The 14,022-nt window shown below is 71.3% G+C and carries 14 protein-coding genes; 10 read left to right on the top strand and 4 right to left on the bottom strand.

All coding sequences use genetic code 11. From position 1 onward, the window contains the following. The first annotated feature begins 39 nt into the window (after positions 1–39). The 4 genes from ABGB14_RS43345 (at position 40) to ABGB14_RS43330 (ending at position 5,850) form a co-directional block, all read left to right on the top strand. Entirely contained in the window at positions 40–2,937 is a 2,898-nt protein-coding gene (locus ABGB14_RS43345) for an ATP-binding protein (RefSeq protein ID WP_347649714.1), read from the top strand. A gap of 72 nt (positions 2,938–3,009) precedes the next feature. Beyond that, complete coding sequence (locus ABGB14_RS43340) at positions 3,010–4,239, top strand: MurT ligase domain-containing protein (protein ID WP_347649713.1); 1,230 nt, start codon at positions 3,010–3,012, stop codon at positions 4,237–4,239. After that, the gene (locus ABGB14_RS43335; protein WP_347649712.1) at positions 4,229–4,942 is read left to right on the top strand and encodes a glutamine amidotransferase; all 714 of its coding nucleotides are present in this window, start codon (positions 4,229–4,231) and stop codon (positions 4,940–4,942) included. Before ABGB14_RS43340 ends, ABGB14_RS43335 begins: the two co-directional genes overlap by 11 nt. A 110-nt stretch (positions 4,943–5,052) precedes the next feature. After that, entirely contained in the window at positions 5,053–5,850 is a 798-nt protein-coding gene (locus ABGB14_RS43330; protein ID WP_347649711.1) for a metalloregulator ArsR/SmtB family transcription factor, read from the top strand. Here the strand turns inward: ABGB14_RS43330 and ABGB14_RS43325 are convergent. Beyond that, entirely contained in the window at positions 5,844–6,206 is a 363-nt protein-coding gene (locus ABGB14_RS43325) for a DsrE family protein (protein WP_347616931.1), read from the bottom strand. The genes ABGB14_RS43330 and ABGB14_RS43325 overlap by 7 nt on opposite strands. A gap of 24 nt (positions 6,207–6,230) precedes the next feature. Here ABGB14_RS43325 and ABGB14_RS43320 point away from each other — a divergent pair, with 24 nt between their 5' ends. The 4 genes from ABGB14_RS43320 (at position 6,231) to ABGB14_RS43305 (ending at position 8,726) form a co-directional block, all read left to right on the top strand. After that, entirely contained in the window at positions 6,231–6,719 is a 489-nt protein-coding gene (locus ABGB14_RS43320) for an FABP family protein (protein ID WP_347616930.1), read from the top strand. A 4-nt stretch (positions 6,720–6,723) separates the two neighbouring features. Then, complete coding sequence (locus tag ABGB14_RS43315) at positions 6,724–7,020, top strand: DUF2470 domain-containing protein (protein ID WP_347649710.1); 297 nt, start codon at positions 6,724–6,726, stop codon at positions 7,018–7,020. 343 nt (positions 7,021–7,363) lie between these two features. After that, positions 7,364–7,777, top strand: coding sequence for a Fur family transcriptional regulator (locus ABGB14_RS43310; protein ID WP_347649709.1), 414 nt, complete (start codon positions 7,364–7,366; stop codon positions 7,775–7,777). 10 nt (positions 7,778–7,787) lie between these two features. Beyond that, positions 7,788–8,726, top strand: coding sequence for a folate-binding protein (locus ABGB14_RS43305; protein WP_347649708.1), 939 nt, complete (start codon positions 7,788–7,790; stop codon positions 8,724–8,726). A gap of 43 nt (positions 8,727–8,769) precedes the next feature. Here the strand turns inward: ABGB14_RS43305 and dtd are convergent, their stop codons facing one another. Beyond that, the gene (dtd, locus tag ABGB14_RS43300) at positions 8,770–9,195 is read right to left on the bottom strand and encodes a D-aminoacyl-tRNA deacylase (RefSeq protein ID WP_347649707.1); all 426 of its coding nucleotides are present in this window, start codon (positions 9,193–9,195) and stop codon (positions 8,770–8,772) included. A gap of 60 nt (positions 9,196–9,255) precedes the next feature. On the opposite strand from dtd, the gene ABGB14_RS43295 reads away from it, so the two are divergent. Continuing rightward, positions 9,256–10,170 (top strand): asparaginase, encoded by a 915-nt coding sequence (locus ABGB14_RS43295; RefSeq protein ID WP_347649706.1) that lies wholly within the window; start codon positions 9,256–9,258, stop codon positions 10,168–10,170. A 50-nt stretch (positions 10,171–10,220) separates the two neighbouring features. Here the strand turns inward: ABGB14_RS43295 and ABGB14_RS43290 are convergent, their stop codons facing one another. Further along, the gene (locus ABGB14_RS43290; protein ID WP_347649705.1) at positions 10,221–11,828 is read right to left on the bottom strand and encodes a DUF2207 domain-containing protein; all 1,608 of its coding nucleotides are present in this window, start codon (positions 11,826–11,828) and stop codon (positions 10,221–10,223) included. A 28-nt stretch (positions 11,829–11,856) separates the two neighbouring features. Continuing rightward, positions 11,857–12,945: an FAD-dependent monooxygenase gene (locus ABGB14_RS43285; RefSeq protein ID WP_347649704.1), complete on the bottom strand. Its 1,089-nt coding sequence runs from the start codon at positions 12,943–12,945 to the stop codon at positions 11,857–11,859. Positions 12,946–13,054: 109 nt separating this feature from the next. On the opposite strand from ABGB14_RS43285, the gene ABGB14_RS43280 reads away from it, so the two are divergent. Then, complete coding sequence (locus ABGB14_RS43280; RefSeq protein WP_347649703.1) at positions 13,055–14,005, top strand: TetR/AcrR family transcriptional regulator C-terminal domain-containing protein; 951 nt, start codon at positions 13,055–13,057, stop codon at positions 14,003–14,005. The last annotated feature ends 17 nt before the right edge of the window (positions 14,006–14,022 follow it).

Here is a 14,022-nt window from a genome sequence, read left to right as displayed (position 1 = left end):
CCCTCGCGAAGCTCGTCGGCGGAATGGGATTTCGTCACCGTGCTTCCCGCGGTGCTGTCGGCGGCGCAGCGCGACCGGCCGTTCGTCATCGGGTGGCTGTCCAGAGGGTCCGGAGCACCGCTGGAACTCATCACGAACGCGGGCCCGCTCTCGCCGCCGCGCCAGCCGCGCAGGTCCACCGACGCGCCCGGCCGGCCGAGCGGGCCGCAACCGTTGCTGTTCCCTGGCGGGGCGCGCGGCGTGCAGCTCGACGAGGAGTACCTCGCCGATCTGGCGGACCTGGTGTGGACGCCGTGCCCGGGGCGGCAGGCGCCCCCGCTGGGCGGCAGGGGTCGGGAGCTGTCCGAGCTCGACCCCGACGAGCTGAAACGGCCGACGTTGTTCGAGTCGACGCTGGTGACGCTGATGTCGCGGCCCTTCGCGTGGCTGGTGGTGGCCGAGCCGACCGACCTGCTCGACGCCGAGGTGGCGCACCTGCGTACCCAGCTCAACGTGCTCAGGCAGTACGGCGACGCCTCCGAGCGCTCCCGCTTCGACGCCGAGCGCGCCGAGCGCCGCATGCAGGAACTGGACGCCTTCCGCGAGGCGGGGCTCTGGAACGTGCGCGTGCTGGCCGGCGGCGCCACCGCGGACGAGCTGCGGCAGATCGCGCCCGTGCTCGTCGGGTCCGTCGAGATGAGCCACCACCCGTACCGGCTGCGCAGCTCGCACGGCGCCGTCCACGCGCTGTCGGAGGCCCTCGCCATCACCATGCAGGACCCGGCCGACGGGGCCGCGGCCCCGTTCGCCGCGACCGCGGGGGCGCTGGCCGCGCTGGCCGGGCTGCCCCGGCGGGAGGTGCCGGGGGTGCGCGTGCTCGACTCGGGCTTCTTCGACGTGACGTCCGAGGCCGACGCGGGTGAGCTGGAGCTGGGCGAGATCCTCGACGGTCAGGACAGGGGCGTCGGCACGTTCCAGGTGCCGCTGGCCACGCTCAACCGGCACGCGTTCATCACGGGCGCGACCGGCTCCGGCAAGTCGCAGACCGTCAGGCACCTGCTGGAGCAGCTCAGCAGGGCCCGCATCCCCTGGCTGGCCATCGAGCCGGCCAAGTCCGAGTACGCCGCCATGGCCGGCCGCATCGACGACCCCCTCACAGTGATCAACCCGTCGGCGCCCGACGGCGTGCCGTTCAGCATCAACCCGCTCGAACCCGAGCCCGGCTACCCCGTCCAGGCCCACATCGACATGGTCAGGGCGCTGTTCATGGCGGCGTTCGACGCCGAGGAGCCGTTCCCGCAGATCATGTCGCTGGCCCTGCAGCGCGTCTACGAGGCCACCGGCTGGGACGTCGTCACGGGCGGCGCCGTCCCCGGCGCGAACGTCCCGCCCAGCGTCCCCACCCTCGAACAACTCCAGCAGCACGCCATGGACGTCATCAAGGAGATCGGCTACGGCCGCGAGGTCCAGGCCGACGTCGAGGGCTTCATCTCGCTGCGGCTGCGCTCCCTGCGCGTCGGCTCGGCCGGCCGCTTCTTCGAGGGCGGCCACCCCGCCGACATCGGCGGCCTGCTGGAGCGCGACGTCGTGCTGGCCATCGAGGACGTCGCCAACGACGAGGACAAGGCGTTCCTCATGGGCACGCTGATCATCAGGATCGTCGAGCACCTGCGCATGCGGGCCAGGCGGGAGAAGTCGCCCGAGCTGCGGCACGTCATCGTGATCGAGGAGGCGCACCGGCTGCTGCGCGACCGCGGCCACGGCCGGGCCTCCACCCACGCCGTCGAGCTGCTGGCCGGCCTGCTCGCCGAGATCAGGGCGTACGGCGAGGGCATCGTGGTCGCCGAGCAGATCCCGACCAAGCTCATCTCCGACGTCGTCAAGAACACCGCGCTGAAGGTCGTGCACCGGCTGCCCGCCGAGGACGACAGGAAGCTCGTCGGCGCCGCCATGAACCTCAGCGACGAGCAGTCCCGTCACGTGGTCTCCCTGCAGCCCGGCTCGGCTGCCGTCTTCGCGGACGGCATGGACCGGCCGCTGCGGGTGCGCGTGCCGCTGGGGGAGTCCAGGGAGAAGGTCCTGCCGGGACCGCCGCCGCCCATCCGCGGCCGCAGGTCGGCGGCCTGCGGCAAGCAGTGCCGCACCGGGCAGGCGTGCACGCTGGTCGAGCTGCGGGAGGCCGACGTGCTCGCCGACGCGCCCGAGTGGGCCTGGTTGCGCATCTGGTGCGAGACGGTCGTCCTCGCGTTCGTCAGCAACCGGCCGCTGCCCGGCGTGCCGCGCGCGCTGTCGGCCGTCTGGGCCGACCTGCCGGCGCGGCGCAGGGAGTGCCTGCTGGCCACCCTGATCGAGCGCTCGGTGCAGCGGCGCGCCTGGTCGCTGCGGAGCTGGTTCGACCCGGCGCTGCTGACGGAGAAGGCCGCGGAGACGGCCACGCGGCTGCTGTCCGCGCTCGACAACGGCGGCGAACGGCCGGGGGCGTCATGGGTCATCCCGCAGGTGCGCTGGCTGCACGAGGTCGACCGGCTCTTCCCGTACGGCCGCCCGGCTCCCGACCTGCGCACCCCGGCGCCGCCCATGGAGTACGCCCTCTTCCGCCAGCCGAACGGCAACGGCGTCGGCGACCTCGCGCCGACCGAGCTGCTCGGCCACCGGGCCAAGGCGCTGCGCCACCACCCGCTGTCGATGGAGGTGGACCGCAACCGGGAGCTGGCCTGGCGGGTGATCCTCGGGGACGACGAGAACGAGTCCGTGCAGCGGGACGTCATGACGGTCGCCATCGGCATCGAGTCGTCGGCCCGGATCCGGCACGTCGCGCAGACGATGGGGGCCGGATGGCTGGAAGGGGTGCTGTCGTGGCCGCGCCGCTTCGTGTTGCCGTTCGACCACGGCGGCGTCCCGGAGATCGCCTTCGCCGAACCGCCGGCCGCGTCACCCGCTCCGGTCCCGACCCCCTGAGGTGTGCTGCCGGGCCGCGTTTTCCGCCGCGTGGGCGGGCGAAGGGGCCAACCACGACTAGGATCCATGCACATGACCCAGCTTCCTCTGCGGGCGCAGCTCGCCAGTGCCCTGGGCCGCAGTGCCGCCACGCTGTCCAGGATGACGGGGCGCGGTGACGGCTCGGTGATCGGCGGCCGGGTCGGGCTGCTGCTCGAGCCCGACCTGCTGCGCAAGCTGGCCCGCGACCGCAAGCTGGCGCTGATCAGCGCGACCAACGGCAAGACGACCACGACCAGGCTGGTCACCTCGGCGCTTCTGGAGCTCGGAGAGGTGGCCACCAACGCGTTCGGGGCCAACATGCCGGCCGGCCACGTCTCGGCGCTCTCCCAGCACAAGGGCGCCCCCTACGGCGTGCTCGAAGTCGACGAGAAATACCTGCCCGAGGTGCTCGACACCACCGGGGCGGGCGTCGTCTGCCTGATGAACCTCAGCCGCGACCAGATGGACCGCGCCGCCGAGATCTGGCTGCTCGCGCAGAAGTGGCGCAGGGCGCTGTCGGGCAAGCCCACCCACGTCATCGCCAACTGCGACGACCCGCTCGTCACCTGGGGCGCCTCCACGGCCGCCAAGGTCACCTGGGTCGCCGGGGGCCAGCGGTGGAAGGAAGATTCCTGGTGCTGCCCCGAGTGCGGCGGCCCGCTCGACCGCAAGGACGCCGACTGGGCGTGCCGCGAGTGCACGTTCCACCGGCCGGAGCCGCAGTGGGCGGTCGACGACGACATGGCGGTCGGCCCTGACGGCGAGCGGTGGTTGCTCGACGTCCAGCTGCCCGGCGCGGCCAACCGCTCCAACGCCGTGATGGCGCTGGCGGTGGCCGACGCGTTCGGGGTGCCGGTGGAGCGGGCGCTGCCCCGGCTGCGCGAGGTCACCTCGGTCGCTGGACGCTACACCACGGTCGAGCGTGACGGCCGCTACGCGCGGCTGCTGCTGTCGAAGAACCCGGCGGGCTGGCTGGAGGCGTTCGACGTCGCCGACCCGCAGCTGCCGATCATCCTGTCGGTCAACGCCCAAGGTCCCGACGGCCGCGACACCTCGTGGTTGTGGGACGTCGACTACCGCATCCTGCGCGGCCGGCCCGTGTTCGTCACCGGCCAGCGCCGCCTCGACCTGGCGCTCCGGCTCGACGTGGCCGACGTGCCGTTCATGCTGTGCGACACGTTCACCGAGGCGCTGGCCATGCAGCCGCCCGGCCGGGTCGACGTGATCGCCAACTACACCGCCTTCCAGCAGATCCGATCGGAGTTCGGTCGTGCCGTCTGACAGCGCCCTGCGTATCGTCTGGATCTACCCTGACCTGCTGAGCACCTACGGCGACCAGGGCAACGTGCTCGTCCTGGAGCGGCGGGCGCAGCTGCGGGGCATCGAGACGGAGACGGTCCACGTACGCTCGGCCGATCCGGTCCCGGAGACCGGCGACCTCTACCTCATCGGCGGCGGCGAGGACCGCCCCCAGATCCTGGCCGCCGAGCGCCTGCGCAGGGACGGCGGCCTGCACCGCGCCATCGCCGGCGGCGCGGTCCTGCTGGCGGTCTGCGCCGGCTACCAGATCATGGGCAGCACGTTCGGCGGCGAGGAAGGCCAGCCGGTGGACGGCATCGGGCTGCTCGACCTCTCCAGCTCCCGCGGGCCCGCGCGGGCGGTGGGCGAGCTGGTGGCGGAGGTCGACGCCGCGCTCAACCTGCCCACGCTGACCGGCTTCGAGAACCACATGGGCGTCACCCACCTCGGTCCGGGGGTCAAGCCCCTGTCCAAGACGCTGGTGGGCACCGGCAACGGTGACGGCTTCGAAGGCTGCTACACCGGGCACGTGGTCGGCACCTACCTCCACGGGCCCGCCCTGGCCCGCAACCCGGCGCTGGCCGACCTGCTGCTGTCGTGGTGCGTGGGCGATCTGGCGCCGCTCGACGACTCCCGCTACGAAGCCCTCCGCCAGGAACGCCTCGCGGCCGTCCTGCCGGGCTGACCTCCGTCCTGAGGGCGCTGCGCCGCGTGCTCGGCCATTGACATGCAGCCCGTTGGCTGCCTATCGTAAAAAGGCAGCCAACGGGCTGCATGAATGTGGGGCGGCGGAACATGGACGAGGTGTTCAAGGCGCTGGCCGACCCCGGCCGGCGCAGGTTGCTGGACAGTCTCAACGCGCGCAGCGGGCAGACCCTGCGCGAGCTGTGCGCCGAGCTCGACATGGCCAGGCAGTCGGTCAGCAAGCATCTGGCCGTGCTGGAGGCGGCCAACCTGGTGACCACGGTGTGGCGCGGCCGGGAGAAGCTGCACTACCTCAACGCCGTGCCGATCAACGCACTCGCCGACCGCTGGATCAACAGGTACGACCGCCACCGGGCCGGCGCCCTGACCGACCTCAAGACGGCATTGGAGGACACCCCCGTGACGAGCCACGACTTCGTCTACACGACATACATCAGGACCACGCCAGAACGCCTCTGGCAGGCGTTGACCGAGCCCGCCTTCACCAAGCGCTACTGGGGCGTCGAGCTCGAATCGGACTGGACGGCCGGATCGGCCGTGACCTGGAAACAGCTCGGCGTCACGATCAAGGACCCCGGACAGGTCGTGCTGGAGGCCGACCCGCCGCGCCGGCTGGCCTACACCTGGCACACCTTCACGCCCGAGTTCGCGGAAAGTGTCGGCCTGAGCGGCGAGAGCCGCGCCGCGATGGCCGCGGAGCCCAGGTCAACGGTGACCTTCGAGGTCGAGCAGGCCGGCGAGATGGTCAAGCTGACCGTCGTGCACGGCGGCTTCCCGCCGGACAGCGTCGTGCGCGACGCCGTCAGCGAAGGCTGGCCCGAGCTGGTCTCCAGCCTCAAGACCCTGCTGGAGACCGGCGAGCCGCTCCCCGCGGGCAGCGGTCAGTAGACGAGGGCCTGGGCGCCCTCGGCGACCGCCTCCTCGACGAACGCCGGAGCCCCGGCGATGCGCACCCCGTCGATGAGGTCGTCGACGGTGATCTCCCTGCGGGCGGCGCACTGCGTGCAGAGCGTCACCCGGCCGCCGGCCAGCACGGCGTCGAGCAGGTCGCTGAGGGACGCGGCGTGCGGCAGGCTGAACTCCTTGGCCCGCCCCGGCAGCGCGAACCACGACGCCTCGCCGGTCAGCCAGAGGGAAACGGGGACCCCGCTCGCGAGCGCGGCGGCCGCCACCGTGAACGCCTGGTTGCAGCGCTCGGGCGCGTCGGCTCCCGCGGTCACCTTGATCACCAGAGATCGTGCCATGCCCGTCACCCTAAACTACCGAGCATGGAAGAACCTGAGGTGCACCCCGACCTGGAGCCGATCGCGTTCCTGCTGGGGCGGTGGGAAGGCGCCGGCGTGGGCGGCTATCCGACGATCGAGAGCTTCAACTTCGGGCAGGAGATCGAGTTCGGGCACAACGGCAAGCCGTTCCTGACGTACGTGAGCCGCACGTGGCTGCTCGACGACGCGGGCAACCGGGTCAGGCCGCTGGCCACGGAGTCGGGCTACTGGCGGCCGCAGCCCGACAGGCAGGTCGAGGTGGTGCTGTCGCACCCCACCGGCATCGTCGAGATCTACCTCGGGGAGGTCGTCTTCAACAAGATCGAGCTGTACACCGACGTGGTCGCGCGCACCTCCTCGGCGAAGGAGTACACCGCGGGTCACCGGCTCTACGGGCTCGTCAACGGCAACCTCATGTGGGCTTACGAGATGGCCGCCGTAGGACACCCGCTCACGGACCACATGTCCGCCGAGCTGAAGAAGGTAGCTTGAGGCGATGAGCACGCCATTCACTCCCGCCGCCGTTCAGGCGATCAAGAGTCACATGAACGACGACCACCCCGACGACGCGCTGATCATCGTACGCGGGCTCGCGGGCCGGCCGGAGGCGACCACCGCCGTGACGAGCGACGTCGACGCCGAGGGCATCGAGTTCACGGTGGACGGCGGCGAGCGGGTGCGGGTGCCGTGGGGCGAGACGCTGACCGAGCGCTCCCAGGTGCGGATGGCCGTCGTCCGCCTCTATCGCGACGCGTGCGACAAGCTGGGCATCCCGGCCCGGGGGTCGCACTGATCCGGGCGAACCGGGTCCGGACATGAAGAAGGGCCCCGGGCGACGCTCCGCCTGCCGAGCAGGCGGGCCGGATGGACCATGGTCGGGATGACACATCCCGCCCTCCGGCTGCCGGGGGCCCCGGTGGTTGTCTCGTATTCGCGAACGCCACGAGACAACAAGTCCGCAGCGCTAGCGGACAACCACCTCGCTAGCCCAACTATGAATCACCATTGTTTGGACCACCTCCTTTCCGCGTACCAACGAAGCTATGTGCTCCGGCTCGGAAGGGGCAAGCGAATATCGTCCGGCCCCGTCCGGCCGTCCGCCCGCAGCCAGCGGCCACGCGCCTTACACTCGGGACATGACGGAGACGCAGTGGCACGAGCAACTCCGCGCCAAGGGCTACCGGGTGACTCCCCAGCGCCAGCTCGTCCTCGAGGCGATCAAGGAGCTGATGCACGCCACACCGGAGGAGATCTGCGGCAAGGTCCGTGAAACGGCCCGCGGCGTCAACATCTCGACGGTCTACCGCACGCTGGAGCTGCTCGAAGAGCTCGGCCTGGTCACCCACACCCATCTCGGCCACGGCGCGCCGACCTACCACCTGGCCGCCGAGGCCGACCACGTGCACCTGGTGTGCCGGGGCTGCGACGAGGTGATCGAGGTGCGTCCCGAGATGGCCGACGGGCTGGTCAAAGGGCTGGACGAGGAGCTGGGGTTCGTCGCCGACGTGCACCACCTGACCGTCTTCGGGCGCTGCCGCAACTGCCGATAGCCTGGAGGGCATGCGTAGCCCTCTGCTCGACCTTCCCGGCGCCGTCGCCGCCGACGAGCCGGACTCCGACGTAGCCGCCCACTACGGCGACCTGTTCGCCGAGCAGCGCGCGCTGGCCAAGGGCGAGGCGGTCGTCGACCGCAGCAACCGCGAGGTGATCCGCGTCTCGGGCGCCGACCGGCTGAAATGGCTCAACGACCTGACCTCGCAGAAGCTCGACGCGCTGACCCCCGGCGAATGGACCCAGACGCTCGACCTCGACCTGCAGGGCCGCGTCCAGCACCACCTGACGCTGGTCGACGACGGCGAGAGCGTGCTCGCCCACGTCGAGCCGGGCACCGCCCAGAGCCTGATCGACTATCTCGACCGGATGCGGTTCATGCTGCGCGTCGAGGTGTCGCGGGTCGACGACCTGGCCGTGCTGTCCACGGCCGGCGAGGACTTCCTGGTGCCGCGGGCCGAGCTGCCCGAGCACCTGGGCAGGCCGGTGGCCGGATTGTGGGCCTATGAGGCGCTCAGGATCGAGGCGGGCCGGCCGCGGCTGGGGTTCGAGACCGACCACAAGACCATCCCCCACGAGGTGGGCTGGATCGGCGCGGCCGTCCACCTGACCAAGGGCTGCTACCGCGGCCAGGAGACCGTGGCACGCGTGCACAACCTGGGGCATCCGCCGCGCCGCCTGGTCTTCCTCCACCTCGACGGCAGCGTCGACACACTGCCCCCGCACGGCGCCCCGGTGATCTTCGAGAGCCAGGAGATCGGCGTGGTCGGCACGGCGGCGCGCCACCACGAGCTCGGCCCGATCGCGCTGGCCGTGGTCAAACGCACCGTGCCGGTGGACGCGCCGCTGCTGGCCGGCGGGGTGGCCGCCTCGCAGGAGATCATCGTGCCGCCTGACGCGGGCCGCAACGTCACCATCGACCCGTCGCTGCGCCGCCGGATCCGCTGAACCCCGGACGTCGGCGGCTCCGCCGCTCGGGAGGCTGAGGCTCTCAGACCTCCAGCACGAGCGTGATCGGGCCGTCGTTGACGAGCGACACCTTCATGTCGGCGCCGAAGATCCCCGTCTCCACGTGGGCGCCCAGCGCGCGCAGCTCGGTGACGACGGCCTCCACCAGCGGCTCGGCGACCGGTCCTGGGGCCGCGGCCTGCCAGGTGGGCCGCCGGCCCTTGCGCGCGTCGCCGTACAGCGTGAACTGGCTGATCACCAGGAGCGGCGCCGACACGTCGGAGCAGGACTTCTCGCCGTGCAGGATGCGCAGGCCCCACAGCTTGGCGGCGAGCCTGGCCGCCTCGGCGCGCGTGTCGGTGTGGGTGACGCCCACCAGGACGAGCAGGCCCGGCTCGGCGACCGCCCCCACCGTCCGCCCGTCGACCTCCACCGATGCCGAACTCACTCGTTGTACGACTGCTCGCATGGACATCCATTCTGGACCAGGAAGAACCATCCGTAGACTCGTCCCGAAAGGGGTCGCGACATGTCGGTGGTTGTGGAAGTCGTCCGGTCGGGGTTCGTGGAGTCCGCGCACCAGGCGCGCATGCTGACCGTGGACGCAGAAGGGCGCCTGATCGAGACGCGCGGCGCGGTGCACGTCCCGGCCTCGCCGCGCTCGTCGTTGAAGCCGCTGCAGGCGCTCGGCATGCTCCGCGCGGGCCTGGAGCTGGAGGGCGAGCTGCTCGCGCTGGCCTGCGCCTCCCACTCGGGCGAGCCGTTCCACGTCGACGGCGTCATGAAGATCCTCGCCGGGGCGGGGCTTGAGGAGACGGCCCTGCGCTGCCCCGAGGACCATCCGTTCGACAGGACGGTGACCGAGCGGAGCCGCGTCCACATGAACTGCTCGGGCAAGCACGCCGCCATGCTGGCCACCTGCGTGGCGAACGGCTGGCCGACGGAGACCTACCTGGAACCCAGGCACCCGCTGCAGCGTGCGATCCGCGAGACGGTGGAGGAGCTGACCGGGGAGCGGATCGCGGCCACCGGCGTGGACGGGTGCGGGGCGCCGCTGCACTACGTCTCGATGCTCGGGGTGACCAAGGCGTTCCGTGCGTACGCGCTGTCGTCTCCCGACTCGTACGAACGCAGGATCTTCGATGCGATGCGCGCCCACCCCGAGTGGACCTCCGGCACCGGCCGCCCCGAGGCCACGCTCATGCGGGCGCTGCCCGGGCTCATGGTGAAGGCGGGGGCGGAGGCGTTCGACGCGTTCGTGTTCGAGGACGGGCGGGCGGGCACCGTCAAGGTCGAGGACGGTTCGCAGCGCGCCCGCGTGGCCGTCACCGTGGCGGCGCTGCGCTCGCTCGGCCTCGACGCGCCCGACCTGGCCGAGCTGGGCGCTCCTGCGGTGCTCGGCGGCGGCCGCCCGGTCGGCGAGTTGCGGGTCCGCCTGCGCTGAGGCAGGTGGCGGTCCGGCACGCCGCCAGAGCGTGCGCGGTCCGGTACGCGTCAGAGCGTGCGGAACTGGCGGCTGGCGGAGATGGCGCCGGAGGTCGTCGTGGTGAACGTGCGCATCGAGCCGGCGAACTTGGACAGGTCCCACTCGGCGGGGCCGTGATACCAGTAGAGGTTGTCCGACTGGTGGCCGTTGCCGGTGACCGAGGCCACCACGCGCGACCAGTGCTCCACCCCGTCGAAGATCACGGCGTAGGGGAGGTAGCGGGAGAACAGCTCCACCCTGTGCTGTTCGGGCACGTCGCCCAGCTCGCCGGAGAAGAGATATTCGCGAAAGCCCATGGTGTGCGCCAGGGCCGCCGAGCCCTTGGCGGTCTTGGCCGGCATGTACTGCCCGCCGACGGCCAGCGCGCCGCCCGCGATGATCAGTGCCAGTCCGAGCAGCCCGTACGTCGTGAACCAGGCCAGCGCCACCGTGGACAGCAGGCCGGCGCCGATGAGCACCAGGCCGATGGTCGTCCACCTGGTGCGCTCGGTGTCGGGGCGGCGGGCGAACCAGCCCTGCTCGACCACGTCCGCGTAGAGCGCGTCGCGCACCTCGCCCAGGTGGCTGGTGAACGAGCCGGACAGCTGGGACAGCAGCACCGCGTCACGGCCGTCGAAGATGGCGTCGTAGAGCGCCCGCTCGTACGGCAGGAGCGCGTTGACGGGCGCGCTGGGCAGCCTGACGAGCATCCAGTCGGGCGCGTCGTACGTCTGGCGGGGCTGCTCGTCGATGCGCAGGTAGCCGCGGACCGCAAGGTCCACGATCGTGGCCGTCACGTCGACCACGTCGGCCTGCTCGTCGACGAGCGTGCCGATCTGGCCGGGACGCACCCCGTCCGGCGGCGCGAAATGCCCGTTCTGCACAGGATTGACGGAGTCCTTCTCGTGGTCGACGACCCTGGCGTCCCTGCCCCGGGTCCAGTACAGCAGGCCGAACCCGCCGAGCAGCAGGACCAGCAGGGCGGCCAGGGCGCCGCCCGTGACGAGGTCGAGGGTGAACGCGGCGGCCAGCGAGAACCGCTTCTCCAGGATGGGGGTCCCGGTGCTGGAGCCCTTCGGGTATCCGACGACCACGGTGAGCGCGTCGCCCGGCGCGATGTTCTCCTGCTCGAAGTCCGCCTGGGTGGCCGTGTGGTCCATGGACGCCGAGGTGCAGCCGATCGCCGAGGTCAGCTCGCCGGCGAAGCAGGACAGGTTCTGCACCTGGCCGGGGCCGCTCACCTTGACCGTCGCCTTGGCGACCTGCTGGTTCCAGCCGTTCACCGCGAACCAGCGCAGCTCCTCGACGTTGCCCGACGGCGTCACCGCGCCCTTGACGTCGTACTCGACCGTCCCGCCCGTCACGGTGAGCACGCCGTCGGCGTACGTGCCGCCTTTGACGTTGGAGATCTGGTAGAGCCGGTCGTTGCCGTCGTCGTACCGGGTCCTGGTGATGAACGTGCGCTTGAGCCCCCCCGACGCCCCCGTGATCTTCTCGACCACGTGCAGGGTGCCGTCCTTGCCGAGGGTCATCGTCACCTCGTCCGTGATCCCGGCCTCCGCCGCCATGGCGGGGGCTGCGGTCAACGTCAGAGTGGTGGCCGCGAGGGCTGCCATCGTGAGCCTGATACCCGTCATGGCGGCAAATCGTATCGGTTCGGACCTGTTAGTCCAGCGTGATGCTGGTAGCCGCCCGCTGAACGCTCTCCGGCGCGGCGCCCTGGCCGGGGTTCTCCGTGGCGAGTTCCTGATTCCGGGCGACGAACGGGCGCATGCGCTCCTCGTACCGGTCGCAGGCCGTCTCAGGGTTGCCGGCGAGCTCCTGAGCCAGCACGTACGCCCCCACGACGGCCAGGCTCGTGCCCTGCCCCGACATCGGCGAGGGGCAGTAGCCGGCGTCGCCCACGAGCGCGACCCGCCCCGCCGACCAGCGCTCCATCTTCACCTGGGCCATCGCGTCGAAATAGAAGTCGTCGGCCTTCCACATGGCCTCCAGCAGCCGTGGCCCCTCCCAGCGCATGGCCGAGCAGCGCTCCTGGACGAGCTGCTTCTGCCGCTCGGTGTCCCGGTGGTCGTAGGGGATCGGGCCGGCGGAGAAGCCCAGGCCGACCCGCATGACGGCGGGGTCGTGGTCGTTGAAGAGCGCGGCTCCCATGCCGTCCTCGTTGTGCCAGGTCTGCCAGTGGTCGAGGCCGAGGAAGTTGTCGGCGGTGAAGAAGGAGATGTACGTGCCGAGGTGGTGGACGAACCGCGACTCCTCGCCGAAGACCAGGCGCCTGACGTTGGAGTGCAGGCCGTCCGCACCGAACACGTGGTCGTAGCGCTCTTGCTCGCCGCTCTCGAACGTCACGTCCACGCCCCGGGCGTCCTGGGCGAGGGCGGCGATCGAGTCGCCGTAACGGTAGCCGGCGTCGGTGGCGCCGAGGAGGACCTCGTTCAGGTCGTCGCGCGTGATCTCGACGTCCGGGCTGTCGAAGCTGCCGCCGCTGAGCGTGCCCTTGGTGCTGCGCATGATCTCGTTGCCGTCGCCGTCGACCATGGACATGCCGCGCATGGTCGTCCTCCGGGCTCTGACCTGGTCGAGGAGGCCCATTTTCGCGATCACCGTGATGGCCGCGCCCCTGATGTCGACCGCCTGTCCGCCCTTGCGGGGGGCGGGCGCCCGCTCGACGACCGTCACGTCGCAGCCGTATCGCCGCAGCCAGTGGGCGAGGACGGGCCCGCCGATGCTCGCGCCGGAAACCAGAACCTTCATGCCAGTGCTCCCTTGTGCCGTTGACGACGTACGCGATGTGAATGTACGTAGTACATACAGCTGTTCACAAGGCTATGCTGGGAAGATCTGTACTAGGACAGGAGATCCGATGACCACTCCTCCCCACGCGCGCATCGCGGCCGACATCAAGCAGCGCGTGGCCGACGGCAAGCTGCGTCCGGGAGAGCGGGTGCCGTCCACCAGGCAGCTTGCCAGGGACTGGGGGGTGGCGCTGGCGACCGCTTCGAAGGCGCTCGCCCTGCTGGCCAGGGAAGGGGTGGTGGTCGCGGAGCCGCGCGTCGGCACGGTCGTGGCGGAGCCGCGCGGGCGTGCGAGGGCGGAGCCGCGCGATGGGCGGCCCTCCGGACGTTCAGGACGGGCGGAGCGGCCCGCGCCGCCAGGACATGACGCGACCCGCGAGCGCATCGTGCGCGCGGCCATCGAGATCGCCGACGCCGAAGGGCTGTCCGAGCTCACCATGCGCGCCGTCGCGGGCCGTCTTGGCATGGCCACGATGTCGCTCTACCGGCACGTGGGCGGCAAGGACGACCTGCTCACACTCATGATCGACGCGGCGGTCGGGGAGTTCCCGCTGCCCGAGGAGGCCCCGGACGGCTGGCGGGCCCGCCTGGAGACGTCCGCGCGCCTGCAGTGGGCGGCCTTCCGCAAACACCCGTGGATGGCCAGGACCTCCCCCCTCACCCGGCCGCTGCCCTCGCCCGCCCTGCTCAGCCACACCGAATGGGCACTGGCGGAGCTGGGCGACAGCCTCGACGCCACGAGCAGGATGTACGTGGTCGTCCTGATGCACAGCTACGTCCAGGGCATCGCGGCCAACCTCGACATGGAACTGCAGGCACGGGCCGACACCGGGATGACCGACGCCGAATGGATGAGCGGGCAGGAGGCCCGTGTGCTGGCGATCGCCGAGTCCGGCCGCTATCCCGCTTTTCTCGGCACGCTGGCCGAGATGGGCGGCGACTTCGACCTGAAGCTCGACCGGCTCTTCGAGTTCGGGCTGGCTCGGCTGCTCGACGGCCTCGCAGTGGAGATCGGCTGAGTGGAGATCGGCTGAGT

The sequence above is a fragment of the Nonomuraea sp. B10E15 genome (assembly GCF_039871615.1).
Classification (GTDB): Bacteria; Actinomycetota; Actinomycetes; order Streptosporangiales; family Streptosporangiaceae; genus Nonomuraea.
This window is presented reverse-complemented; position numbering and strand designations above follow the sequence as displayed.